This is a genomic window from Gluconobacter roseus (assembly GCF_046058915.1).
Classification (GTDB): domain Bacteria; phylum Pseudomonadota; class Alphaproteobacteria; order Acetobacterales; family Acetobacteraceae; genus Gluconobacter; species Gluconobacter roseus_A.
Genome location: NZ_CP175538.1, coordinates 2,059,217 through 2,083,199 on the forward strand (window position 1 = coordinate 2,059,217; position 23,983 = coordinate 2,083,199).

Consider the following 23,983-nt stretch of genomic DNA (forward strand, 5'->3'; position numbering starts at 1 on the left):
GACTAATCCATGCCTCTCTCAAGCAGATCCAGCAAGAGCCCGGCGCGTTCATCGAGCGTCATAGCTTCCAGAAGAGACTGTTTTTCTACCGGCGTGAACGGGACAAGCATCGGCAGGACGACCAGCAGCGTCTCATCGTCCATATCCTCGATCAGCGGCCAGCTTGCCTGAAGGTCGCGTGAGTCGAGATAGGTTTTCAGACCTTCCAGCAGCAGGTCACAGTTGATCGGGAGCGGATCTTCCTCAACGAGATCGGCGGCAAAGGGGGTTGCGTCAATGACGCCTTCCCGCCAGCCGCGATCCGTCTGGCTTTCGCGGATCAGGCGGAAGCGGGAAATGCCGAGAAGGGTTACGGTAAACGTCCCATCCACATTTTCGGCGAATTCCGTGATGCGGCCCAGCGTTCCGGTCCGGTAGAGCAGGGGATGCTCGTCCGTGTCCGGGTCCATGAGGGGCTGAATTACGCCGATCATCCGGCGCCCTGCCAGTGCATCTTCGAGCAGCGCCACATAAGGCGCCTCAAAGACCATCAGGGGCAGATGCCCCCCCGGCAGCAGCAGCGCTCCCGACAGCGGAAACAGGCCAACGCGTGGCGGGATGTCCGCAAGCGTGAGTTCCGTCAGCGGCGGAGCGCGGCGGGGCAATTCGTTGGACAGAAAGTCGGGCGTTTCAGTCATCGGCTCACGAAAACAGAAGGGAGGAAAGTTTGCGTCGTGCGGTCAGCGTATCAGGATCCGTGTGTCCCCATGCTTCGAAAAAGCGAAGAAGCTCCGTTTTGGCCGCGCCATCGTTCCAGTTGCGGTCCCTGCGGAGAATATCCAGCAGGGTGTCGGCCGCTTCCGCCCGCTGGCCTGCGCCATTGAGTGCGGCCGCCAGTTTGAGGCGCAGATCGAAATCATCGGGTGCAGCCGCGCTCTGCTGACGCAGCGTGTCGAGTTCGGACGCAGCTTTTTCGCCCTCGGTATAGAGTGCCAGCGCAGCGCGGGCCCCGGTGATTTCGGGATGGGCATCCAGCTTCGTCGGGACCTGGGCTGAGGCATCCGCAGCAGCTTCCGGCTCCTTCAGGGCAATGAGTGCGCGGATCATGCCGCCCCAGGCTTCCGGACTTTCAGGCTCGGCTTCCAGAAGCTGCGAAAAGAGGCCAGCCGCCTGATCCGCATGTCCATCGGCCAGCGCCTGACGGGCAGCCGACAGGATTTCCGTGACGGGCATGACGTCCCCGGCGAGCTTGAGAAGCGACTCCACGAACCTGCGGATTTCGCTCTCCGGCTGGGAGCCCTGGAAAAGATCAAGCACCTGACCTTTCCAGAAGGCCACCACGACGGGAATGGACTGAAGCGGCAGGCCCAGTTGCCCCAGCTGCGCGGCGAGGGCCTTGTTGGCTTCCACGTCTACCTTGACGAGCCGGACACGGCCCCCGGCAGCGCGAACGACCTTTTCGAGAACCGGCGTGAGCTGTTTGCACGGCCCGCACCATGGCGCCCAGAAATCGACCAGAACCGGGATTGTCCGGCTGGCTTCCACGACATCCGCCATGAAGGTGGACTGATCGGCGTCAATGATCGTGGCGGTTCCGTTGGCAGGTGTGCCTGCGGGGGACTGGCCAATCAGGTGTTCGTCGAATGTGCTGCTCATGGGGTCAGAACCGTTCGCTGGGAAGAAAAGTTACCTGAAAGATCGGGTGCACGGGCGCCGTGTGCAAGTCCGCAAGGTGTTACCATGGGTAGGGAACAGGATATTGCGCCGGAAATGAAAAATCCCTCTTGCGCGATGGTTCTGATTCGGTCATAAGCCCCTCCACGGAGTGCGGGCGTAGCTCAGGGGTAGAGCACAACCTTGCCAAGGTTGGGGTCGTGGGTTCGAATCCCATCGCCCGCTCCATCGAAAAAGGCACCTTCGGGTGCCTTTTTTCGTTTCCGAACCTTCTCCTGAACAATCAGTCTGCGTCTGCTGTAAAACGTGGCGTCGATACTGTATTTTCCCCTCTTGCGCGCTGTTCGGGATTCGGTCATAAGCCCTCCCACGGAGTGCGGGCGTAGCTCAGGGGTAGAGCACAACCTTGCCAAGGTTGGGGTCGTGGGTTCGAATCCCATCGCCCGCTCCAGAAAATTTCCAGCACATTGAAAATTGCGGACTGTTCCCTTCTGGGGCAGGCTTTCTGATGCCCTGTTGAGCGGGTTTCGAGAGCGTCTGTTACGAAACGTCCCGCTCAGTTTCCTGCGCGTCAGTCATGCTTCACAGACGATCCTGTGGAGAAAAACGGCAGCATGTCCCTTTCAGACCGGCCCCTCATTGCCATCATCGGAGGCGGGGCGAGCGGAACGCTGCTGGCCTGGAACCTGCGTCGGCTGCATGTTGCGGCGCGGGTTGTCATAATTGATCCCGCTGAACGTCCCGCTGTCGGACTGGCCTATTCCACTCTGTCGCCCTGTCACTTTTTGAATGTGCCTGCGGGCGGCATGAGCGCCGTGGCGGATGATCCCGAGCATTTCCTGCGCTGGGTTCAGGCGCATCATGATCCCGAAGCCATGCCCGGTCAGTTCATGCCGCGTGCCGTGTTTGGACAGTATCTGACCATGCTCTGGGCGGAAGCCTGTCCTGAATGGCGGCAGACAGCGGTGCTGTCGTGCAATCGTGTCGCGGGTGGGCTGGAACTTCGTCTTGAGGATGGCAGTGATCTGCGCGCGGATCAGGTTGTGCTGGCCACCGGAAATTTCGGTCCGGCGCCTGTCGCTTCTGTGACGACGGAGCTGGCGCTGAGCGGGCGTTATCATCCGTCCGGCTGGGAGAACGGCTTTTATGAGCGCATCGCTCCCGATGCTTCCGTCGTCCTGATCGGGACAGGCCTGACATCCCTGTATGTGTTGATGCGGCTTCGGGAAAACGGCCATCGCGGCAGGGTTGTAGCGCTATCCCGTCACGGCTGGTGTCCGGAACGTCATGCGCCATCTGCGCCGGCTGAGACGGATATTATCCCAGCCGGAACCTCAGCGACGGCGCGCGCCTATTTCCGTGCGTTCCGGAGGAGTCTGGCCGCAGGTGTGGGGTGGCACAGTGCGGTTGATGCGCTGCGTCCACGGATCAATTCACTCTGGCAGGCGCTGGATCTGGTGGAGAAGAAGCGCTTCCGGCGGCACCTGCAAAGGCGCTGGGATATCGTGCGGCATCGGGTGGCGCCGGACGTGGCTGATTTCATGATCGGGGAGCTTGCGAATGGTACGCTGGAGTGTCGGCGGGGACAGGTGACCCGTCTGGATCTTCATGAGGGCCAGGTCAGTCTTGAGGCCCGTACGAAAACCGGGTCCTTCACCCTGTCAGCCGATCATGTCGTGAACTGTACGGGGCCGAGCCGGGCGTATCGGCAGATGCAGAACACTCTTCCGCGCAGGCTTCTGGAAGACGGGATGGTACGGGAGACGGCATTGGGCGGTCTGCGCTGTCTTGAAGACGGATCGCTGACGGACGCTGCGGGGCATTGTTCCGGAGATCTTTTCGCGATCGGGCCCATGCGCTGGGGCACGCTGTTCGAGACGACGGCCATTCCGGAAATCCGGCAGCAGGCGGCCGATCTGGCTGCCGTGCTGAAAGATCGCTGTGCAGGGAGTGTCCGGGAAGCCGCGTGCGAAACGGTGCTTCCCGGGTGACATTGGAACTCAGAAGAACTGGATGTGGCTCTTGAAGCCGAGCATCGCAGCGTCCTTGAGGGATTTCTGCGCGCCAGGGCGGAAGAAGTACTGGAAGTCCGGTGCGAAGGTGATGCCGCGAAGCACGTGGATGCGGTAGGTCGCTTCGAGCACTTCACCGAATGTCTGCGGCGTCAGGGAGCTGGACATGAGGGGCAGCCCGTACATGGCCTGCAGACGCTCCGTCGCCGTGGCTGTCTTGGAGACGCGCACGTAGGAGAAGTTGATGCCGATCGTATCCAGCGGACGTGCGGCCCAGAATCCGCTGTCGATCAGGCCGGCGGAATACTGCTGCGCCCTGAGCTGGGTGCGGGGGCTGTTGGCATACATGCCGCCCAGCAGGATCAGGCCTGCATCAGCATTGCCCTTGACGTGATGGCGCCAGACCATCTGGTCCGCGAGTGCCCAGGCCGACCATGAATAGTTCAGGGTACGGGCAGGGTTTCCGGTCAGAACATAGGGCTGTCCGTTCACGTCGTAATAGTTGTCCTTGTGGGGCGCGTTGTCGATCGCGTAGCCGACCTTGTAATGGCCGGGCAGCTTGTCCTTGCCGAACAGTGGCTCCCAGCCGGCTTCCATCGGGATGGCTTCGCCGTGGATGTCCGCGCCGTTGAACTTGAAGCCCGTACGGTACTGCGTGTTGGCGTAAATGCCGGCCTGCGAGAAATAGACGCCGGTCTGGATATAGGTGCTGGTGGTCGGACGTGTCCGCACGCGGAAGGCCCAGCTGGCATCCGGATAGGACGAATGGGTGATGTTATCGGAAGATGCTTTGGGGTTTCCGCAGAACGCGTTGTTCTGGAAGGTGCAGTACAACGGGCTGGCCGAGAAATCGTTCAGCAGCGGAATGCGGCCGCCTGCCAGGTCCACACGGCCCTTGGCAATGGTCTCTTCCGCGTAGGCGTAAACGAGATGGACGACCACGTTGCCGCCGGCGCCGTAAATTTCGGAGCTCGGGTTGAGGTTGTCACCGAACATGCGGCTGGCGGGAATGCCGTACCGGCCGACGACAAGCGCATGGGTCGAGAAGCCGCGCACATTGGCGAGCTTTTCCCAGTCGATGTCGTTCTCAAGGCTGTACTGACCGGCATTGCTGCTGCCCTGACGTAAGCCATAGCCTTTGGTCGGGCTGGTGATGGCGCCCGAAAACTCGTTGGTCGTATCCATCATAATGGCCACGCCGCGATCGCGCAGCCAGGTGTTCCAGCCGAACGGATCGGTCAGGATGGCTTCCGGGCGCGGCAGGGGCGGGACCCATTCATTGCCGAAATAGATCTGGTTCAGCGGCGTATTGACGCGCTCGCTGGGGAGTTCCGAGTTTTCGGAGGGCCAGACGACGGGCGGGATGGTCTGCTGTGGGGCTGTGACCTGGATCTGGGTCACTTTTGCGTTGGGCGTGTAGCTCTGGACGGTTGATGACGTTGAGCTGGAAGCGGATCCCGTGCTGGAGATGGGAGATGTCCGTGCGGTGCCATCCTGAGCTGTGGTGCTTGTGGCTCCAAGGCTCTGGGCGATTGCGCAGGACGGAAGAAATGTGGCCAGGCAAAAAGCTGCGTGGATATGGACTCGAGACAAGCCGCTGATTCCTTGGAAAGCAGGTTAGCAACGGCGGGATAACACGAATTGACCGCTAAAGATCATAAAATAATGTTACTTGTATCATAAATAATCACAAATCCATGTGATGTTGGGTATAAAAAAACCCTGCCTCCCAAGGGGAGACAGGGTTTTTTGCAAAACCATCAGACAGGCCTGTGAGCGGGGCGGATACGCCCGGCCTGAGCCTGACGGGCCTTACTTGGCGGCGGCGAGCGCTTCCATGATGACCTTGCCGGCTTCGGCCTTGTCAGCCCAGCCCGTGACCTTGACCCACTTGTTGGGCTCAAGATCCTTGTAGCGCTCGAAGAAATGCGTGATCGCCTTCTTCGTGATTTCCGGCAGGTCGTCCACGGAGTGCACGTTGGAGAACTGCGGATGCACCTTGTCGTGCGGGACGCAGATGATCTTCTCGTCCTGGCCGCTTTCGTCTTCCATCTTCAGCATGCCGATCGGACGGGCACGGATCACGGAGCCCGGAACAACGGCAGCCGGCGTCAGGACAAGGGCGTCGGCCGGATCGCCATCAGCGGCCAGCGTGCCCGGAATGAAGCCATAGGCGGCCGGATAGGCCATCGGCGTGAAGAGGAAACGGTCAACGACGAGCGCGCCGCTGTCCTTGTCCACTTCGTACTTCACCTGCGAACCCTGCGGGATTTCGATGACGACATTGATGTCGTTGGGCAGGTCCTTGCCGGGCGAGATCTTGGAAACGTCCATGATGTCCATGTCCTGAACTGTTTGGAGAGGCGGCGATACTACCGGCGCCCGGAGCCTCTGCCCAGAGTGGAATGGGAAGAAGTCATGCCTGGCGGCGGGAAGCAGACATAAAAAAGCTCCCCGTGCCGTGTGGCAGGGGGAGCTTCTGGAGATCCTGTCCTTGCGGAAAGAGCTTCAGAGCATCGGCTGTGCGGCCTTGACGGCGGCGTGACAGGCGGCGCGGCGATCGTCTTCGTTCGTGTAGGCCACGAGGTAGAAGCGCTTGCCGTTGCTGTCGAAATAGCCGGCCGTGCCGAGCGCATAGTCGAAGTTGCCGACCGTCTGTTCGGTGGCCTTGTACTTCTCGCTCAGCCCGTAAAGGACCGGGTTGCCTTCATCGTAGGAGACATACTGCTGCTCGACGCAGTAGTTCATGATGCCTGCAAGGTTGGCGGGCGAAACACCCGTGAAGTCCTTGCCAGGCGTACCCTGGACGGCCGGCGGAGGCGGGGGACTGCTCCTGTGCCATGGCAGCCTGGGAAGCCAGACCCAGCCCGAGGGCGAGGCCGAGGACGGGCACGATACGACGAAACATCACGGTATCCTTAGTTCTGAAACCCTGTCGTCCGCGGTCACCCGCGGTTGAAATCGAACAATTCTCCTGTTTCCCGGAAAAGGGAAGTGTGTTTCAGAACATTTCTTCGTGATCGGTTCGTGAGAATTGTGTCAGGCCGGACTCAGCCTGTGGATTCCAGTTCTGCCGGGCTGACCGAGGGATCGAAATACGGACTGCTGGCATCGAAGAAAACGCGGTTCGTGTCCAGTTCGGTGGCGATGACATCCAGACTGGTCAGCGCTGCGATCAGGACGAAACGCTCGCGGGGGCGGGATTCGGCACGCTCGCAGGTCCGCAGGCGGAGAATCGCGAGTTTCGTGGCCCGGAGTGTCCGGCCGTAATGTCCGTGATAGCGCCCGCTGAAATGGCTCATCCGCCCCATGACCAGAGCGAGTGCCTGCCGCGCATCAGCGCTCAGGCGGGTGTTCCGCTGGATGGCCTGAAGGCGCAGGAGGTTGAGCATGACACGCATCCCCGACAGGATGCCGGTGAGATAGGCCTGAATGACGGGCGAAGGTGTCGAACCGGAATTGGTCATGAGGCGAACGAAGCGGTCCACGTTGCGCGACACCACGCTGTCTACTGTTTCCTGCGCGTGGCCATCGGCAATGCGGTGCAGATCCCGCAGGATGTGTTCGCGCATGGTCCAGCGCTGGTGCGCGGGATCGTAAGGCAGGAAAACCCGGTACATCCATGAGGCGTAGAGCAGGCCCAGCACCAGCGGCAGGGCGGTATTGAAATAGACGATTTCGTCCGTCTTTGCCTGATTGGACGGGCCGATGAGGATGGGCAGGAACAGGTTGTAGGAGACGGCCGGAAGGGTCAGCGGCGGATAGGCAAAGGCCAGACCACCGAGCATCATCGCCAGTCCGGACCACATGCCGAGCATCTCGAATGTCGTGGATTTACCCATCAGGGCCAGGTTGAGCACGCCGGCTGCGATGACCGCACAGCAGGCGCCGCGCAGGAAGGCCTGTGTGGCGAGTGCCGGGCGCTCCAGCGTGGAGAACAGGCTGCACACGATGCAGACGAACATGATGAAGGTCAGTCCGCTGGGCCAGGCGGTGCAGATCCAGATCAGGCCCGCGCCAAAGACCGTGACGGAGGAGCGCAGGCTGTTGGTGATGGCCTGCTGCCAGTCGCGATAGGAGCGGATCGGCGAATGGAAATGGTCATGGGGCTGCGGATGGCGGCTGGCCTCGAACTGGGTCAGGGCCATGCGGAGTGCATCAATCAGTTCGACGAGGGCCTGCTGGAGCATGCCGTGGCGCAGAACTGCCGCACACGCCGTATCATCCGGCTGGGCAGTGCTGAAATCCGAGACGACCTTCTGGCGGCACTGACGGCGCAGGGCCAGCAGGTCTGACAGGATATTGTCCATGGGTTCCGTCCCCTCCAGCCGGGCCGGAAGTTTCAGGAAAATATCGCGGATGGCATCCGCTTCCTGGCGGAACATGTCGTCCTGACTGAGAGGCAGGCGCATGAGCGTGGCGAGATCGAGCGCGCGGGCAAGAAGCACCGCAATATCCGCCAGGGCCGCGCGGGCGTGGTCACCGGCATGGTCGCGGCGGCCGAGTTCGACTTCCGCGAACTCCACCTGATCGCCGAGCGTCGTGATCTGGGTGAAGATGGCCTGCACGTTCTGCATGGCCCCCTCCTTGCCGATGAGAATACCGGCAATGGCGGTCAGGGCAGGTTTGAGCGTGTCCTCGAACGTGCTGGCGAGCTGGTGGCGCGTGCGTTTGGTCAGGCCAAGCTGGAACAGGCCGGAAATCGAGGCTTCGAGCACGATACCAAGCAGGATGTAGGTGGCGCGTGACATCGCGATGGCGAAGATGTGGTGCGGGTCCGCAATACCGTCGAGCGAGACGATGGCATAGGTGAAGCCCGAGGCGCGCATGCCGTGGATGCGGTAATTCGTCATCGACGCCGGACCGGGCATGAAGGTGCCGATCATGCAGAACGTGCCGATCCCGACCGCCAGCAGGAGGATGAACATCAGCGGCGCCTGCGGGAAGGCCGCGACCAGCGCAATGCCGCTGATGACGCCGACAATCATGCCGAACAGGTGCCATTTGGCCTTCGCAAGGCTGCGTCCGCGCGTGCCCTGTGCCACCATCCAGACGGTCAGCGCGGCCCATTGCGGGCTGCCGAGTTCCATCCACAGCGCGATGCCAAGGGCCAGGAGAGACGTGCAGGTGGTGCGGAGCGCATATCCGGCCATGACCGGATCGGGGGCATAGAGCCATCGCAGTTTGCGAATGAGTGCGACCGGCCCGGCCTGTATCATGCCAGATGACAACCGCTTGGTCTCTGTGCGGTATTTGCAGGCATCGGACATCCCTTCGGGCAATACAGACCAGTGAGGCCATCTCGCAACGGCAGCAAAGGTCGCCTGAACGGCCTTTCGGGAACGGGAAGGCGTGACACACTAACTTAAAAAGACACATTCCACCATGTCGGCCCTTGCAAAAAGACCCGAGTTGGGCGATTTCGGACTGCACCCGCGCGCCTGTAGCTCAATTGGTTAGAGCCGGCCGCTCATAACGGCTTGGTTGGGGGTTCGAGTCCCTCCGGGCGCACGGTGTGCCGACCTGATTCATGCGGAATCTCTGTTCCGCTTCTTCCCCGCCCATCCACCGATCGAGGAGACCTCCCATGGCCGCCTACCAGTACGTCTATGTCATGAAGGACCTTACCAAGGCCTATCCGGGTGGGCGTGAAGTCTTCAAGGGCATCACCCTGTCCTTCCTGCCGGGTGTGAAGATCGGTGTCCTTGGTGTGAACGGCGCGGGTAAGTCCACGCTGCTCAAGATCATGGCCGGCATCGAGAAGGAATATGGCGGTGAAGCCTGGGCCGCCGAAGGTGCACGCATCGGCTATCTGGAGCAGGAGCCGAAGCTCGACGAGAGCCTGACGGTCGGCGAGAACGTCGCCCAGGGTTTCGGTGAGCTGAAGAAGGCCGTGGACCGCTTCAACGAGATCTCGATGAAGTTCGCCGAGCCGATGTCCGATGACGAGATGACGGCGCTTCTGGCCGAGCAGGCCGATCTTCAGGAAAAGATCGATGCCGGCGATGGCTGGGAGCTGGACCGCAAGCTCGAAATCGCGCTCGACGCCCTGCGCTGCCCGTCCGCTGACAGCCCGGTGACGAACCTGTCCGGTGGTGAGAAGCGCCGTGTAGCGCTGTGCCGCCTGCTGCTCGAAAAGCCTGACATCCTGCTGCTCGATGAGCCGACCAACCATCTTGACGCCGAGAGCGTGAGCTGGCTCGAAAAGACGCTGCGTGACTATGCCGGTACCGTCATGGTCATTACCCATGACCGTTACTTCCTCGACAACGTCACCAACTGGATTCTCGAAATCGAGCGTGGCCGCGGCTATCCGTTCGAAGGCAACTATTCCTCTTGGCTGACCCAGAAGCGCAAGCGTCTGGCCCAGGAAGAGAAGGAAGAAAGCTCCCGCCAGCGTGCCCTGGCCGCCGAGCAAGAGTGGATTTCCAGCTCGCCCAAGGCCCGTCAGGCCAAGAGCAAGGCGCGTATCACGAAGTATGAGGAAATGCTGGCCGCCAATGCCGAGAAGGCTGGCGGTACGGCGGATATCGTCATCACGCCGGGCCCGCGTCTGGGTGGTACGGTCATTGAAGCCGAGAACCTCACGAAGGGCTTTGGTGACCGTCTGCTGATCGACAATCTCAGCTTCAAGCTGCCGCCGGGCGGCATCGTGGGTGTGATCGGGCCAAACGGTGCGGGTAAATCCACGCTGTTCAAGATGATCACCGGCGATGATAAGCCCGATGGTGGTTCGCTCAAGATCGGCGAGACGGTAAAGCTGGGTTATGTGGACCAGTCCCGCAACACGCTCGATGACAACAAGACGGTCTGGGAAGAAATTTCCGGCGGTACGGATGTCATTCATCTCGGCAAGCGCACGGTTCCCTCGCGAGCCTATGTGGGCGCGTTCAACTTCAAGGGCTCCGACCAGCAGAAGCGCGTGGGCGTCCTGTCCGGTGGTGAGCGCAACCGCGTCCATCTGGCCAAGATGCTCAAGCAGGACAGCAACGTCATCCTGCTCGATGAGCCGACCAACGATCTTGACGTCGATACGCTGCGTGCCCTCGAAGACGCTCTGGCGGAATTCGCAGGCTGCGCCGTGATCATCACCCATGACCGCTGGTTCCTCGACCGTCTGGCCACACATATCCTCGCTTTCGAGGGTGACAGCCATGTCGAGTGGTTCGAAGGCAACTTCCAGGACTACGAAGCCGACAAGCGTCGCCGTCTGGGTCCGGATGCGACCGAGCCCGGCCGGATCAAGTATCGCCCGCTGGCCCGCTGATCCGGCGTTTTCCCCTCGGCGGGCGGGATATCCCGTTCGCTGGGGGTCTATGCTGAAGGCCCGGGGAGAGCTGCGTGCTGGGGCGTGAAATCCGTACCGCCCGGCTTGTTCTGACTCCGGTCAACTGGCCGGACCTCGAAGACATGGTGGCGCTCAAGGGCAATGCCGGAGCGTTCGCACGGATGCTGGGCGGTGTTCGCAACCGCACCACGACCGAACAGGAAATGGCGGAAGACGTCAGTTTCTGGGCCAGACGGGGTGTCGGGATTTTTGCCATCCGCGAAAACGGCCGCTTCGTCGGCATTACGGGCGTACATGAACGCCCTGACGGACGCGGTCTCGGACTGCGCTTTTCCATTTTTCCGTGGGCGGCCGGTCGCGGTATTGCCCGCGAAGCCGCCGCAGCTGCCCTGCGCTATGTGCTCGACAGTGGCGAGAAGCGGATCGTTGCCGTCACGCGGGAAGACAATCTGGCCTCCCGCACGGTTCTGGGCAGTCTGGGACTGCGCCACACTACCACCTTCGACCGCGATGGTGACACGATGTTCCTTTACGAAATTACGGCGGACTGACGCGGCTCTGGTTCTTGCGGGGACGCAGAACGTGCAGGGAGGGGAAGCCTTCGACCGGCATGTACAGGGTCGCCAGCCTCTTCCTGATACAGGCGAAGAATGGCCGGACGGTGAGGGACGTGGGATCAGTTTCCGGCGTATAGACGATCAGCGGTGGAGGGTCTGTCAGCAGGCTCTGGCACAGATCATGAGGGTAGCCCGGGATTGGATGCCGGGCATAAACCGCGTCCCAGGGCAGATACTCGTAATAGCCGTAAGGGGGACGTCGGTCCGCCATCCAGTAGAATTCCGGCATGTATGGCAGCATCAGGATGGGCTGGCCGGATGGGACAAGTGATCTGACCTTGAGGCTGATGGCATCGTCAATCGGCTGATAGATCGTGTAGGGCGGTTTGTGCGTGCTCTCGTGATAGGTCCAGTTGAAAGGGGTATTGGTGGCGAGATGGCTGCTGCCCCAGAACACCAGAACCATCCCGATGGCGCCGACCAGAGCGCTGCGTGACAGAACCCGGCTGCTATCTGCCTGTCGTTCAGGACATCCCCCGAGAGCCAGCCCTGAAAGTGCAAAGGCCATGATAAGGGTCTGGCCATCCTTGAAGCCGGCCGCAGCCCGGGCATTGAGGAGGAGGATGCCTGCAAATCCGATCAGGATGGCGATCCGGTTTCGGTTAGGGCGCCTGTACAGCAGCATCGGGAGCGATGCGGCGAGGATGAGATGGGCGAGAGTGGGATAAAACTCTTCCCCCGGAACGAAGGCAGGAGAGACAGCAGAAAAGTTTTGGGTCCGAAGTGGATGAACGGAGCGTAGGCGATCTGGTTGAAGAGGATGTGGAAGGCCACGAAGCTTCCGAAATCCGAGTAGCGCCAGAACCACAGGCCAAGCAGAAGAACGGCAAGGCCGGCGCCGCCCGCAAATGCCTTGATAGCCCTGCCTCCCTGCTTCCGTGCCAGAAGCCAGAGGGCCGGTATCACGATCAGAAGCATGCCCGGGCCGTAGGCATAGGCGCAGGCCAGGATTAGAATCAGGCACATGCCTGCAAGTGCCGAGGGGAGAGTTGAGGGTGTTTTTCCAAACCATACAGGCACCACGAACAGCGCCAGCAGGCAGACCGCCAGAAACCCGGCCACCGGATAGAAACTGACCATGTAAAAGGCGTCCATCAGCCAGTAGGACGCGATTCCTCCGATGAAAACCGTGCTGGCGAGAACACGGTGACGGACGTCGGACAGGGCTGATGTTACGCTGATGCAGGCCGCCGCCATGAGGGCCAGTGCAGGCAGGAACAGCCGTGCGCCCTGCGGAAAATGCCAGCCGAACAGGGCGCCATAGAACTGCGACAGCATGAAGATGACCGGCCCATGCGAGTCCACATACGAGACGTAGAGCCGGCCCCCTTCATTCAGCATCCGCCCGCCCAGCAGATGCTCGCCCTCATCGCAGAATGACAGAAACCACAGGCCTTTCCGGCAGGCCCATCCGAAGAACGTCAGACAGGAAAGGACGAAGGCCGAAAGGATGACGGCCTGAAAACCGAAACCGGATACAAAAACGGACGGCTTCCGCGGGGAAAGCCGTCCGTTTCGGGACATCACGGTTTCAGGAGCCGTATCTTACTGGTGGTGGGTCAGCTGACGCTCGAGGGCGGCGTTCAGCGCATCGACGTCGCCGTTATGGCGGGCCAGATAGGAGCTGTAATCGCCACGCTGGTTCATGCGCAGGCTGGCCCCTTCGCCATACATGTCCACAACCTTGGGCGGATTGCCGCCGATGATGAGCTGCATGTTGACTTCCGGCTGGCCCGGACGGTCGATCAGCGCATTGACGCGCTCGCCTTCCGGCGTCGAGGTCGTCGTCGTGACGCGGAAGCTCACGCCCTGATAGTTGCCGATCTGGTCCGTAATGGTGTTGACCAGAACCTGATCGAACAGGGAAATATATTTGTCACGCTGGGCCGGGGTGGCGGTGCGCCAGTACTTGCCGAGGCAGTAGCGGCCGATCCCGGTGATGTCGACGTTCTCCTTGAGCAGGGGGAGAACCTCTTTCTTCTTTTCGTCCAGCGACTTGCCCGAATTGACAACGGTCGCCAGACGGCCGCCGAAGGAGTTCACGAAATCCGTCGCCGTGCTGGCGTGAGCGGCCCCCGTTGCGACGGCGAGGGAGACGACGGCACCAAGAACAGTGCGGCGCGAAAATACGTTGAACATGTCGTTGTCCTCAGTTGTACCAGTCAGGGGTGGTTGCGCGATCATCGCCCTTGATGGTGTCGATCTGGCTCTGACGGTTCTGCTGCCATGCACTCCGGATATAGGAGTACGGGTCCAGACTGTCCTGTTCAAGATGGTCGATCTGGTCGATGGAGCTGGCATAGCCTTCCATGGTCCCGGCCACGTTGTAAGCCCAGTTGAAGGTTAGCAGATCATAGCCGCGGGGCACATAGTTGATCGGCGTCAGACCCTGGCTGATGCCATAGCCGATGCCGTCGCGGATGTTGGTCGGACCAACGAACGGGACGAACAGGTAAGGACCGCTCTTCACGCCCCAGGTGCCCAGCGTCAGGCCCGGATCGGTTTCATGCTGCTTGTAGCCGACAAGGCTTGCCACATCGAAGAAACCGGCCACGCCCGCACTCATGTTGATCGCAAAGCGCATGAAGGCGTCTCCGGCGCGACGCGGCTTGCCCGCGCCGACATCAGAGAAGAACACCGAAGGCTCGCGCCAGGTTTCATTCACATTTGCAATGGAATGACGGACAGGCTTGGGAATGGCCCAGATCCAGGCCTTTCCGACCGGACGCAGAACCTTGTGATAGGCCCACATCTGGACGTTGTACATTTTGCGGTTGGCGGGTTCGTAAGGATCATTCGCGGCCTTGTAATCCGCAAGGTCGTCCGGATCTTTCGGAGGCGGATTCCGCAGCGAGCCACAGGCGCCGAGCGTCAGCAGGGCGAGCGCACCCGCAAGAGCCCTGCTGCGCCGCGACATACGACGCGAGCGCGTCCCCCGGATACTGTTTTCGTCCTGCCGAAAGTCCATAACCATCCTCAAAATGCCCTTCCCGGCCCTGCGCTCACGAAGAAGTCACAGGAAAACGGAAATTTTCATAATCCGTTCCCTGCAGGACTCCATGAAACCCGATCGGCCACGCGCCATCCGTCGCGGAAAACTGCGGAGGGGCGTAGTCATAACGTATCCTCCGTTAGCCTGCATCACTGTATGTCTGCAAATGCTGGCGGTTTGAAGAGGAGAACTGCTTTAGCGATCCAGATGCGTTCCGGTCGCTTTCCGCGCTTTGATCCCCGCGGTTTCTTGGGAGCACTGTGGCCCCAACTCAACACCCGGGAGTTTTTCCATGACCAGATTCTTTGGTCCCAAGACCGCACTTCTCACAACGGTTGCCGCGCTCTCTGTCAGCGCAGGTGTGGCACAGGCCCGTCCCACTATTACAAGCCAGTCCTGGGGCAGCACGCCCGATGGCAAACCCGTGCGGATCGTGACGCTCAAAAATGGTCTCGGCACGACGGCCCGCGTCATCACCTATGGCGGCATCATCCAGTCCGTCGAGACGTCGGATCGTGCAGGTCATCCGCAGGACATCGTGCTCGGTTTCGACAACCTGAAGGGCTACACGGTCGACAGCGCGAAGGGTAGCCTGTTCTTCGGCGCCATCATCGGCCGCTATGCCAACCGTCTCGCCGGCGGCAACTTCCCCGTCGAAGGCAAGACCTATCATACCGACGTAACGGCTCCGCCGAATGCGCTGCATGGTGGCAAGAAGGGCTTCGACAAGAACGTCTGGACGATCGAAAAGACCGGCACCAACGCCAAAGGAGCCTATCTGACGCTCAAACTGGTCAGCCTGGACGGCGATCAGGGCTTTCCCGGCAAGCTGACGACGCATGTAACCTACACGCTCGGCGCGGATAATGCCCTGTCGCTGCATTATGTCGCCACGACCGATGCGCCGACGGTTCTGAACCTGACGAACCACAGCTACTGGAACCTGAACGGCGAGGGTTCGGGCTCCATCGAGCCGGAAGTGCTGCAGATCAATGCCGATGGCTTCACGCCGACGGACGCAACATCCATTCCGACCGGCCAGATCGCGCCTGTTGCCGGGACCCCGCTCGATTTCAGCAAGCCGACCGTGATCGGGGACCGTCTGCGCAGCAATGATCCGCAGATGATGTATGCGCGTGGCTATGACATGAACTGAGTCGTCAACGGGCCTTACGGTCAGGCGCCGCGTCTGGCTGGCAAGGTCTATGATCCGCGTTCGGGCCGGACCATGGAAATCCTGACGAACCAGCCGGGTCTGCAGGTCTACACGTCCAACTCGCTGGATGGCGGTTATGCCGGGGTGTCCGGTCGTGCCTATCGCCAGGGTGATGCGATCGCCTTCGAGGCCGAGCACTATCCCGACAGCCCGAACCATCCGTCTTTCCCGACGACGGAACTGAAGCCGGGCCAGAAATTTGATTACACGACGACGTTCAAATTCTCGAACCAGTAAAAAGCGGCCAGGTCCGGGGTGAAGGCTCCGGACCCAGGCTTCTTAAGCCGTTTCAGGCTGGCCGGGGCGTGGTGCCCACGATCCTGGCCGGGTTGCCGACGGCAGTGGAATAGGCGGGCACATCTTCCAGCACCACCGAGGCGGCCCCGATCCGGGCATATTCACCGATAATGAGGCGGCCGAGGATTTTGGCGCCCGATCCGATCATGGCACCCCGGCGCACGATGGGATGGCGGTTGCCGGTCAGCTTGCCCGTGCCCCCGAGCGTGACATCTTGAAACAGTGCAACGTCATCCTCGACGATGCTTGTCTCGCCAATCACGATCCCTGTCCCATGATCAATGCTCAGACGCCGCCCGAGCCGGGCGGCCGGGTGGATATCGATGGCAAAGAGTTCGTTGATCCGGCTCTGGAAATGATGAGCCAGATGCTGACGACCCTTTGTCCAGAGGTGATGCGAAATCCGGTAGGCCTGAAGCGCCTGCCATCCCTTGAAGAACAGGAAGGGCGTGACGAGGTCCGGGCAGGCCGGGTCGCGGTCATAGGTCGCCAGAATGTCGGAGGCCGCCGTTTCCGCAATTTCGGGCTCCGCACTCAGGACCGAAGCGACGAGACGGGTGATTGTTGTCGCCGGGATCGAGCGGTCCGCCAGTTTCGTGCCCAGCAGGGAGGCCAGTGCGGACGGAAAGTCCGGATGATCGCCGATATTGGTGGAAAAGACGTCCTGGATCAGCGGGTCATGGCAACTGCATGCCTGGGACTGCATGTCCTTCCAGAAAGCAGTGAGATCCGACGTTCTGTCCGGAACAGGGGCCTGTTCGGGCGCTCCCGTCATACGCCCATGGCCTTTCGCACAAAGGCTCGGCGCAGGGCAGGGAAGCGCTGGACGCCCGCGATGCCGATATCGCGCAGACGGCGCAGGACGGGATTGTCATTGCCGAACAGGCGCTCGAGCGCATCCGTCGCGGCGAGCATGGCCATGTTGCCGGGGCGGGTGTTGCGCTGATAGCGGACCAGAAGCTCGCGGCTGCCCATATCCTTGCGGTTCCGGTGGGCCTCGATCAGCAGGTCTGCCAGCGAAATCACGTCCCGGAAGCCGATGTTCAGGCCCTGACCGGCAATCGGATGGATGCCGTGTGCGGCGTCACCGGCGAGCGCCAGACGTGGGCCGATATAGCTCTGAGCGTACTGCGCCGAGAGCGGATAGATCCAGCGACGGCCGACGGGCGTGATCTCGCCCAGATCCTCGTTCGCCATACGGGCCTTGATTTCGCGTCCGAAAATTTCGTCCGGCAGGTCATGGAAACGCTGGGCGCGGCCTTCGCCCTCTGCCCAGACAATGGCGGAGCGGTGCGGATGCTCGGCCGTGCCGGGCATGGGCAGGCGGGCGAACGGACCTTCCGGCAGGAAATATTCGAGCGCCACACCATGATGCGGCTTTTCATGCGCGATGGTCGCGACGATGCCGTACTCGTTATAGGGAATCTTGGTTAGCCCGATCCGTGCCTGACGACGCAGCGGGGAGCGACGTCCTTCCGCCGCTACGGCCAGCTTCGCAGTCACGGTTTTCCCGGAGGCCAGACGGATGGAGACATGATCCGGATGGAACGTGAAACTCCCCAGATCCGGTGCATGGACATCGAGGCTGTCATACTGCGTCAGCGTCCGGTTGATCGCCAGACGCAGGTCCCGCGCCTCGACCATCCAGCCGAAGCTCTGGCCTTCAGGCGCATCTTCGGAGCCAAAATGCAGCGTCAGCGGAGAGGGGGCCTCATGCGGGCGTCCGTCCGCCACGAGGATCTCATGGATTGGCTGCGCGACGCTGGTCAGGTTGTCCCAGATTCCGGCATCCGCCAGCATCCGGCGGGAGCCTTCCGCGATGGCATAGGCCCGGCCATCCAGTGCGGGGTCTTCCATGCCGGGCAGGGCATTGCGGTCGATGAGCAGGACGCGCACGCCCTCTGCCGCCAGACGACACGCCAGCGTAGCGCCCACCGGGCCGGCACCGTTGATGCAGAGGTCGTAATGGGTTTTTTTCATCGTACTCATCTCCCTGCCCCTGTCCTACTCCCGCGGCGGTTTGAGCGGAAGGGGGCGGCGCGCGTTACCCCCGGAGCGCGCCAGCCGCATCTGCATCAGCAGCAGGGCGGCCTGCTGGAATGACCGGTTCGGGTGGTCCTGGCAGTATTGACAAAAAAAGTTCTGATCTTCCCTGATGCGTTCTGGTGTCAGGGAAAACGTCATGACCGGTTTGCCGTCCTCGTACCGGGCGGCATTCACGGCTGTGACCAGACCAAGATACCACTGGTAGAACAGGACACTCTCCGATGTTTCGGAAGCCGCCATGGCCTTTGTGAATTTTTCACAGGGATTGCAGCCAATGCCGTAAGCCATCGGCTTCGGAAGCGCAGGAGGGCCGCTTTCGTCCACGACCAGCTTCCCCTGCTCATCCAGATCATAGCGTTCGCCGTTATCGCCTATGACGATCGCGTTCAGCCTGTGGCTGATCCGGACCATTTTGATGATCTGGTGTTCGTCCGGATATTTGCAGATGACGTCGCCTCCGCCCCACACAAAAAACGTACCATGCGGTGCCTCTTCAGGTCTGGAATGGGCCAGCCATTCGGCATCACAGGTCGGGTACTTCCGGGGATCTCCCGAGGGAGCGAAGCAGAGTTCGTCATCACGCTGGATGACGTCAAACCATTCTTCCAGCGTCAGACTGCGGCCCGGACGTCCTGTCCAGATGGGGTCCCGGGTAATACTGAGATCATAACCCATGAATGCTCCTGAAATCCGGAAACTATAGCGCTAAAGAAAAGCGGCGGGTTGCACGGTTTTCAAAGTCAATCGTGATGCCGAAAGCGCCTGCGCCGGGAAAATTTCACCCAGGCTGCCATTGCTGTGCTTCACTGTCATCCTGCGGGAGAGACTTTTCTTCCGGTAATTTCGCATGACGGACGGATGGCAGGGAACAATTCATTCCCCCTGATGTTCTGTCCTGCGTCATCATGACCGTTCGCGGAAGAAAGGCCTGAGCCTCTGCCGCACATCTCCCTTTCCTGACAGCGTGCCGGGAAGGGACAGATTTTGAATATGCAGGGGAAAGGGAACCGCACAGCGCATGATCGAACATTCCTACGTCAATTCCATGAGCCGGGTCGGGCATCTCCTGAGCTGGCTTCCCGCTCCGCTTGGTTCGATCCTCCTGCTGCTTCTGGCGGCGGGAATTGCGCTGCTGTTCAGCCGCGTCATCACGGAGGCCCTGCCGCGGCTGCCGGGCCTGCGTCGCATCCAGTTCATTCATGCGATCATCGCGCGCCTGCGGACGACCATCCGCAACTTCCTGATGATCATCGCCGCCAGTGCCGCCCTTCAGGCCACCACCGGTTTCACGCCCGCGACGATGACCTTTCTGGAACAGGCGTTCCTGTGCCTGTTCATTCTCAATCTCGGCTTCGGTATCATCAAGACGTTCCGTCTGCTGACGGACCAGTACCTCAACCGCATCACGGCCAAGGAGCACACGGACGACATCACCGCGCGCTCGCACCAGACGCAGATCCGCGTTCTGCGCCGGCTGATCGAGATTTCCTTTGGCGTGCTGACGGTGGCGTCCTCGCTGATGGTGTTCCACTCGGTGCAGAAATTCGGCGTCTCGCTGTTTGCGTCTGCTGGTGCCGCTTCCCTGATCGTCGGTCTGTCCGCCCGTCCGGCCCTGTCGAACCTGATTGCCGGCATCCAGATCGCCGTCACCCAGCCGATCCGCATGGAGGACATGCTGATCCTGAACGGGGACTCGGCCTGGGTTGAGGAAATCAATGCGACCTATGTCGTCCTGCGCACCTGGGACCGCCGCCGCTACATCGTGCCGATCTCATACTTCCTGGAAAATCCGTTCCAGAACTGGACGCATAGTTCGCCTTCTCTGATCTGTTCGCTGTTCTTGTGGCTGGACTACCAGACGCCGGTTGAGCGTCTGCGGGAAATCTATTTCGAAGAACTGGCCAAGTGCCCGGACTGGGATCAGGACAAGACGTCCATCGGCTGCCAGATCGCGGATACCAATGCGCAGGTCATTTCCATCCGTCTGATCGCGGGTGCAGCGGATGCGAACGGGATGTGGAATCTGGGCTGCGACATCCGCGAGCGCATGCTGCGGCGTCTGCGCACGGAAATGCCGGAATGTCTGCCGCGTGGTCGCACCGCCATTGTCTCCGGGACGCCGGACCAGAGCCCCTGGCCGGATAATCTGGTCGCCCCGCCGGTCAATCGTCCGCAGGATGGTCCCTATCGCGGTCCGGACATGCCGGCTTCTCCGCCCGCAGCGATGCCCGGACGCTCCTGAGGAGAAGCGTTTGGGCAACAGCATCCGGAGTTCAGGAAAATTTCGGCGAAAACGGCATGGGCGGTCTGCCAATATCATTATGAGACTGGCATGATCTGGGGCATACTCTGATACAGATTGCCAGACCGCAACGAGGATATGCCGTTCGTGAAGCTCGTTACTGCCATCATCAAACCGTTCAAGCTCGATGACGTCCGCGAAGCCCTGACCCCGCTTGGGGTGCAGGGCCTGACTGTTACCGAGGTCAAGGGTTTCGGCCGCCAGAAGGGCCAGACCGAAATCTATCGCGGCGCCGAGTATCACGTTAGCTTCCTGCCCAAGCTCAAGATCGAGGTCGCGGTTTCCGACACGATCGCCGAGGACGTGATCGAGGCCATCATGACCGCAGCCCGCACCGGCAAGATCGGTGACGGCAAGATCATGGTCTCCAGCCTCGACCAGCTCATCCGGATCCGTACGGGAGAAACCGGCGAGGGCGCTCTCTGATGGCCGCCTGTGCGCTGAGGCGCGCCGCGTTTTCCATCGCAGCCGGCACCGCCATTCTTCCTGCGCTTGCCCATGCCGCCCCGGCCGCTGCTCCCATTGATACGGGTGACACGGCCTGGATGCTCGTCAGCACGGCTTTCGTGCTGATGATGACCATCCCGGGTCTGGCGCTGTTCTATGGCGGCATGGTCCGTAAGAAGAACGTGCTGGCGACGCTGATCCAGTCTTTCATGATCTGCTGCATCGGCAGTCTGGTCTGGATGATTGCCGGCTACAGTCTGGCGTTCTCGACCGGTTCGCCCTGGATCGGGGATCTGTCCCGCGTTCTGCTGCGGGGTGTGGCGGACAACTTCCATGAGGGCGTTGATTCCGCCTTCACGCTCGGTGCGGGCACGTCTGCCGCCATGCCGATGACGATCCCCGAGAGCGTCTACATGATGTTCCAGATGACGTTCGCCGTCATCACCCCGGCCCTCATCACCGGCGCCTATGCGGAGCGCATGAAGTTCTCCTCCATGTGCGTCTTTACGGTGGCATGGCTGCTGCTGGTCTACGCGCCGGTCGCGCACTGGGTCTGGAGCCCAACCGGCTGGGTCGCAGGACTGGGCGCAGTGGACTTCGCCGGTGGTACGGTTGTGCACATCAATTCCGGTGTGGCTGGTCTGGTCTGCGCGATCATTCTCGGGCGCCGCAAGGGTCTTGGGACCGAAGACCTGTCTCCGTTCAACCTGACCTATGCCATCATCGGCGCATCACTGCTCTGGGTCGGCTGGTTCGGCTTCAATGCCGGCTCCGCGCTGGGCGCCAATGGTCGTGCGGGCATGGCCATGTTGACGACGCAGGTTGCCGCGGCGGCGGGTGGCGTGGCCTGGATGATCGTCGAATGGGCCCGTACCGGCAAGCCAACGGCTCTGGGCATCATCTCGGGTGCGGTGGCCGGTCTGGTCGCCATCACGCCTGCGGCCGGTTTCGTGCTGCCGGGCGGCGCGGTCGTGATCGGTTTCATTGCCGGTGCCGTATGCTTCTGGAGCGCCACCTGGCTCAAGCACCGCTTCGGCTATGACGACAGCCTCGATGCCTTTGGTGTCCACGGCACGGGCGGCATTATCGGCGCGATCCTGACCGGTGCGTTTGCCTATGGTCCGCTTTCGGCTTCGGCTTCCAATCCCGAGGGAACGGTCGCCAGCGTCCATCAGGTTATCGCGCAGATCGAGGCCGTAGGTGTCACGGTGGTATGGTGCGTCATCATGACAACTGTGATCCTGAAAGTTCTGGACATGGCAATGGGACTGCGGGTCTCGCCGGAAGAGGAACTTGAAGGCCTCGACATGGTCCTGCATGGTGAGCGCATCAACTGATCGCAGTCATCCGGCAGTAAAACGCGCGGGAGGCTGCGGTCTCCCGCTGATTTCAGAATGAAGGTTCTTTCTGCATGACATTTACAAAAGTCTTTTCGGGCCTGTCACTTGCTGCTCTTCTGGCCGCTGGTCTGAGCGTTGCTCCCGCCCATGCGCTGACCGCCAAGGAATGCCATGCCGCATTCAAGACCGCCAAGCAGAACGGCTCCCTGAACGGCCAGTCCTACAAGGCGTTCAAGGCCGCAAACTGTGGTGACACGTCCAACGTTGCTGCCCCGGCCGCCGCATCCGGCGCAACCCCGACGACCACGGCAACGCCCGCGGCTCCCGCAACGGCCGCAGGTCCGGACTCTTCTCCGGCCGGGACAAAGGCTCCGATCGCTCCAAAAGCTTCCGTTGCGTCTTCGGGTAACGTCGTGTTCCCGACGGCCATCTCACCGGAGTTCAGCAAACTCTCCGCCGGCAAGGCCCGTCAGAAGACCTGCGTGGCCCAGTACAATGCCAACAAGGCGAACGGCGGCAACGGATCGCTGAAATGGATCCAGAAGGGCGGCGGCTACTGGTCGCAGTGCAACTCACGCCTCAAGGGCGAATGAGCACCGCTTTTCAAAAAGGCTCCTTCCTTCGGGAAGGAGCCTTTTTTATTTGATCATATGTCTCAGAAGCATGGCCGCCGTAGAGAAGCGGAAGGCCCGTTATCGGCATCGGGTAATCAGAAGCAGACACATCATCGAGACCCTCCTGACCCTAAAGGTCTGAAGAAAGGCTTCATCTATCTTTCTGCTCTCTTCCGATCAGTTCAAGACCCTCTTCATATGTCGTGACAGAAAACTCTGGAAAATGACGCTTGAATTTCGCTGAATCAAAAAGATTGTCCTGTTCATAACGCGGGAGCAGTTCCCTGATCTCCCGGACCTGCTTTGAAAAAATGCCTGCGAGGATCAGCGGCCACTTTCCGATGACCGAATAAGCAGGCGTCCGTCCGAAAACCCTGCTCGCCATGGCGACAAATGTCTTATAGGTCGGCCGATCATCACAGCATGGCAGATGCCAGGTCTGCCCGAAGGCAGCTGGTGTATTGCCCAGGGTTGCCAGTGCACGGCTCGCATCCGGTGTCCAGATAAGGGTGCGGCGCGTATCGTCACGGACAGGAATCAGAGGCCTTTTGCCGGTTTTCAGCCTGTCGATAATCAGGGCATTGGTGAAGCTCTGTGTTTTCCCCGGACCGTAGAATTCCGGAGCGCGGGCGATGAGCACGGGAATGTCTCCCCGCGTCATTTCTTCCAGGACCATGGAGGCCATTGCGGCGCGGACCCGGCCTTTCCGGCCAACGGCAGCGAAGCGGGTTTCCTCCGTCTGAAGCTGACTGTCCTGCGGATACATGTAGGTATTATCGAAATAGGCAAAGCTGGCGCCGGCAGTCCGGCAGGCCTGCAAAGCATTCTTCAGCATGACCGGAAACCGGTCTTCTCAGAGTTTGCTGTCCGGAGGCAGACCAGCTGTGAAATAGACGATGTCGCTGCCTTTCACCGCTTCGGTTGTCTGTCGGACATCCATCAGGTCCGCAGCCATAACAGTGTCGTCTTCATTGACCTTGCGGGGATTGCGGCTCACCAGGCGTAGGTCACGCGTATGGTAGCGATGCAGGCTCCGCGCCAGTTCGGTGGCGATCTGACCGTTTGCGCCAAGAATTGTCTGCATATGTCTTAGCCTCTGCGTTGTCTGACAGATGAGGGACATGCAGCTTAACGTTCGAGTCAGATTTAAGGTCAAACA

Annotated in this window: 19 protein-coding genes, 3 tRNA genes and 3 pseudogenes; 11 read left to right on the plus strand and 14 right to left on the minus strand. The window is 60.9% G+C overall.

Features of this window, described 5'->3' with window-relative positions:
* Window positions 1-2 precede the first annotated feature (2 nt).
* Both ACJ2A4_RS09625 and ACJ2A4_RS09630 read right to left on the minus strand, forming a co-directional pair.
* Window positions 3-677, minus strand: coding sequence for an LON peptidase substrate-binding domain-containing protein (locus tag ACJ2A4_RS09625; protein ID WP_408872663.1), 675 nt, complete (start codon window positions 675-677; stop codon window positions 3-5).
* A 4-nt stretch (window positions 678-681) separates the two neighbouring features.
* On the minus strand, window positions 682-1,635 hold the full coding sequence (locus ACJ2A4_RS09630; RefSeq protein ID WP_408872664.1) for a tetratricopeptide repeat protein: 954 nt from the start codon (window positions 1,633-1,635) through the stop codon (window positions 682-684).
* A 171-nt stretch (window positions 1,636-1,806) separates the two neighbouring features.
* Here ACJ2A4_RS09630 and ACJ2A4_RS09635 point away from each other — a divergent pair.
* The 3 genes from ACJ2A4_RS09635 (at window position 1,807) to ACJ2A4_RS09645 (ending at window position 3,644) form a co-directional block, all read left to right on the plus strand.
* A tRNA-Gly gene (locus ACJ2A4_RS09635) sits at window positions 1,807-1,881 on the plus strand.
* A 148-nt stretch (window positions 1,882-2,029) separates the two neighbouring features.
* Window positions 2,030-2,104, plus strand: a tRNA-Gly gene (locus ACJ2A4_RS09640).
* 163 nt (window positions 2,105-2,267) lie between these two features.
* Complete coding sequence (locus tag ACJ2A4_RS09645) at window positions 2,268-3,644, plus strand: FAD/NAD(P)-binding protein (RefSeq protein WP_408872665.1); 1,377 nt, start codon at window positions 2,268-2,270, stop codon at window positions 3,642-3,644.
* Between the two features lie 9 nt (window positions 3,645-3,653).
* Here the strand turns inward: ACJ2A4_RS09645 and ACJ2A4_RS09650 are convergent, their stop codons facing one another.
* The 4 genes and pseudogenes from ACJ2A4_RS09650 to ACJ2A4_RS09665 all read right to left on the minus strand — a co-directional run bounded on the left by ACJ2A4_RS09650 (window position 3,654) and on the right by ACJ2A4_RS09665 (window position 8,884).
* On the minus strand, window positions 3,654-5,258 hold the full coding sequence (locus ACJ2A4_RS09650; RefSeq protein WP_408872666.1) for a carbohydrate porin: 1,605 nt from the start codon (window positions 5,256-5,258) through the stop codon (window positions 3,654-3,656).
* Window positions 5,259-5,477: 219 nt separating this feature from the next.
* Window positions 5,478-5,999 carry an inorganic diphosphatase gene (gene ppa / locus ACJ2A4_RS09655; RefSeq protein WP_011252330.1) on the minus strand — a complete coding sequence of 174 codons (522 nt, stop codon included), beginning with the start codon at window positions 5,997-5,999 and terminating at the stop codon, window positions 5,478-5,480.
* A 174-nt stretch (window positions 6,000-6,173) separates the two neighbouring features.
* Window positions 6,174-6,573, minus strand: a pseudogene (gene adhS, locus ACJ2A4_RS09660) (alcohol dehydrogenase subunit III).
* A 142-nt stretch (window positions 6,574-6,715) separates the two neighbouring features.
* Window positions 6,716-8,884 (minus strand): FUSC family protein, encoded by a 2,169-nt coding sequence (locus ACJ2A4_RS09665; protein WP_408874149.1) that lies wholly within the window; start codon window positions 8,882-8,884, stop codon window positions 6,716-6,718.
* Window positions 8,885-9,102: 218 nt separating this feature from the next.
* Here ACJ2A4_RS09665 and ACJ2A4_RS09670 point away from each other — a divergent pair.
* The 3 genes from ACJ2A4_RS09670 (at window position 9,103) to ACJ2A4_RS09680 (ending at window position 11,504) form a co-directional block, all read left to right on the plus strand.
* Window positions 9,103-9,176: transfer RNA gene (locus ACJ2A4_RS09670), tRNA-Ile, on the plus strand.
* 76 nt (window positions 9,177-9,252) lie between these two features.
* Complete coding sequence (gene ettA, locus ACJ2A4_RS09675; protein WP_408872667.1) at window positions 9,253-10,932, plus strand: energy-dependent translational throttle protein EttA; 1,680 nt, start codon at window positions 9,253-9,255, stop codon at window positions 10,930-10,932.
* 74 nt (window positions 10,933-11,006) lie between these two features.
* Window positions 11,007-11,504 carry a GNAT family N-acetyltransferase gene (locus ACJ2A4_RS09680; RefSeq protein WP_194260221.1) on the plus strand — a complete coding sequence of 166 codons (498 nt, stop codon included), beginning with the start codon at window positions 11,007-11,009 and terminating at the stop codon, window positions 11,502-11,504.
* Here ACJ2A4_RS09680 and ACJ2A4_RS09685 read toward each other — a convergent pair.
* The 4 genes from ACJ2A4_RS09685 to ACJ2A4_RS09700 are packed head-to-tail and all read right to left on the minus strand — an operon-like array spanning window position 11,491 to window position 14,538.
* A complete protein-coding gene (locus ACJ2A4_RS09685; protein ID WP_408872668.1) occupies window positions 11,491-12,195 on the minus strand; it encodes a hypothetical protein in 705 nt (234 codons plus the stop codon). The two genes, ACJ2A4_RS09680 and ACJ2A4_RS09685, sit on opposite strands and share 14 nt — an antisense overlap.
* Window positions 12,150-13,094, minus strand: coding sequence for a hypothetical protein (locus ACJ2A4_RS09690; RefSeq protein WP_408872669.1), 945 nt, complete (start codon window positions 13,092-13,094; stop codon window positions 12,150-12,152). Before ACJ2A4_RS09690 ends, ACJ2A4_RS09685 begins: the two co-directional genes overlap by 46 nt.
* 21 nt (window positions 13,095-13,115) lie before the next feature.
* Complete coding sequence (locus ACJ2A4_RS09695; protein WP_062511216.1) at window positions 13,116-13,709, minus strand: phospholipid-binding protein MlaC; 594 nt, start codon at window positions 13,707-13,709, stop codon at window positions 13,116-13,118.
* Between the two features lie 10 nt (window positions 13,710-13,719).
* Window positions 13,720-14,538, minus strand: coding sequence for a VacJ family lipoprotein (locus tag ACJ2A4_RS09700; RefSeq protein ID WP_194260223.1), 819 nt, complete (start codon window positions 14,536-14,538; stop codon window positions 13,720-13,722).
* 316 nt (window positions 14,539-14,854) lie between these two features.
* Here ACJ2A4_RS09700 and ACJ2A4_RS09705 point away from each other — a divergent pair.
* Window positions 14,855-16,015 (plus strand): annotated as a pseudogene (locus tag ACJ2A4_RS09705) (aldose epimerase family protein).
* A 52-nt stretch (window positions 16,016-16,067) separates the two neighbouring features.
* Here ACJ2A4_RS09705 and cysE read toward each other — a convergent pair.
* From cysE to ACJ2A4_RS09720, 3 genes are read right to left on the minus strand one after another with little or no spacing between them, the layout of a single operon-like run.
* Window positions 16,068-16,850, minus strand: coding sequence for a serine O-acetyltransferase (cysE, locus tag ACJ2A4_RS09710; RefSeq protein ID WP_194260225.1), 783 nt, complete (start codon window positions 16,848-16,850; stop codon window positions 16,068-16,070).
* Entirely contained in the window at window positions 16,847-18,064 is a 1,218-nt protein-coding gene (locus ACJ2A4_RS09715) for a UbiH/UbiF/VisC/COQ6 family ubiquinone biosynthesis hydroxylase (RefSeq protein WP_408872670.1), read from the minus strand. The genes cysE and ACJ2A4_RS09715 overlap by 4 nt, the downstream gene beginning before the upstream one ends.
* A gap of 15 nt (window positions 18,065-18,079) precedes the next feature.
* On the minus strand, window positions 18,080-18,796 hold the full coding sequence (locus ACJ2A4_RS09720; RefSeq protein ID WP_408872671.1) for a hypothetical protein: 717 nt from the start codon (window positions 18,794-18,796) through the stop codon (window positions 18,080-18,082).
* Between the two features lie 343 nt (window positions 18,797-19,139).
* Between ACJ2A4_RS09720 and ACJ2A4_RS09725 the strand changes: the two genes are divergently transcribed.
* The 4 genes from ACJ2A4_RS09725 (at window position 19,140) to ACJ2A4_RS09740 (ending at window position 22,803) form a co-directional block, all read left to right on the plus strand.
* Entirely contained in the window at window positions 19,140-20,363 is a 1,224-nt protein-coding gene (locus ACJ2A4_RS09725; RefSeq protein ID WP_408872672.1) for a mechanosensitive ion channel family protein, read from the plus strand.
* Between the two features lie 147 nt (window positions 20,364-20,510).
* Window positions 20,511-20,849, plus strand: a complete 339-nt coding sequence (locus tag ACJ2A4_RS09730) for a P-II family nitrogen regulator (protein WP_024716650.1) — start codon at window positions 20,511-20,513, stop codon at window positions 20,847-20,849.
* On the plus strand, window positions 20,849-22,207 hold the full coding sequence (locus ACJ2A4_RS09735) for an ammonium transporter (RefSeq protein ID WP_408872673.1): 1,359 nt from the start codon (window positions 20,849-20,851) through the stop codon (window positions 22,205-22,207). Before ACJ2A4_RS09730 ends, ACJ2A4_RS09735 begins: the two co-directional genes overlap by 1 nt.
* A gap of 74 nt (window positions 22,208-22,281) precedes the next feature.
* A complete protein-coding gene (locus ACJ2A4_RS09740; RefSeq protein ID WP_408872674.1) occupies window positions 22,282-22,803 on the plus strand; it encodes a hypothetical protein in 522 nt (173 codons plus the stop codon).
* Window positions 22,804-22,975: 172 nt separating this feature from the next.
* On the opposite strand, the pseudogene ACJ2A4_RS09745 reads toward ACJ2A4_RS09740, so the two are convergent.
* Window positions 22,976-23,908: pseudogene (locus tag ACJ2A4_RS09745) on the minus strand (SDR family oxidoreductase).
* Window positions 23,909-23,983 lie beyond the last annotated feature (75 nt).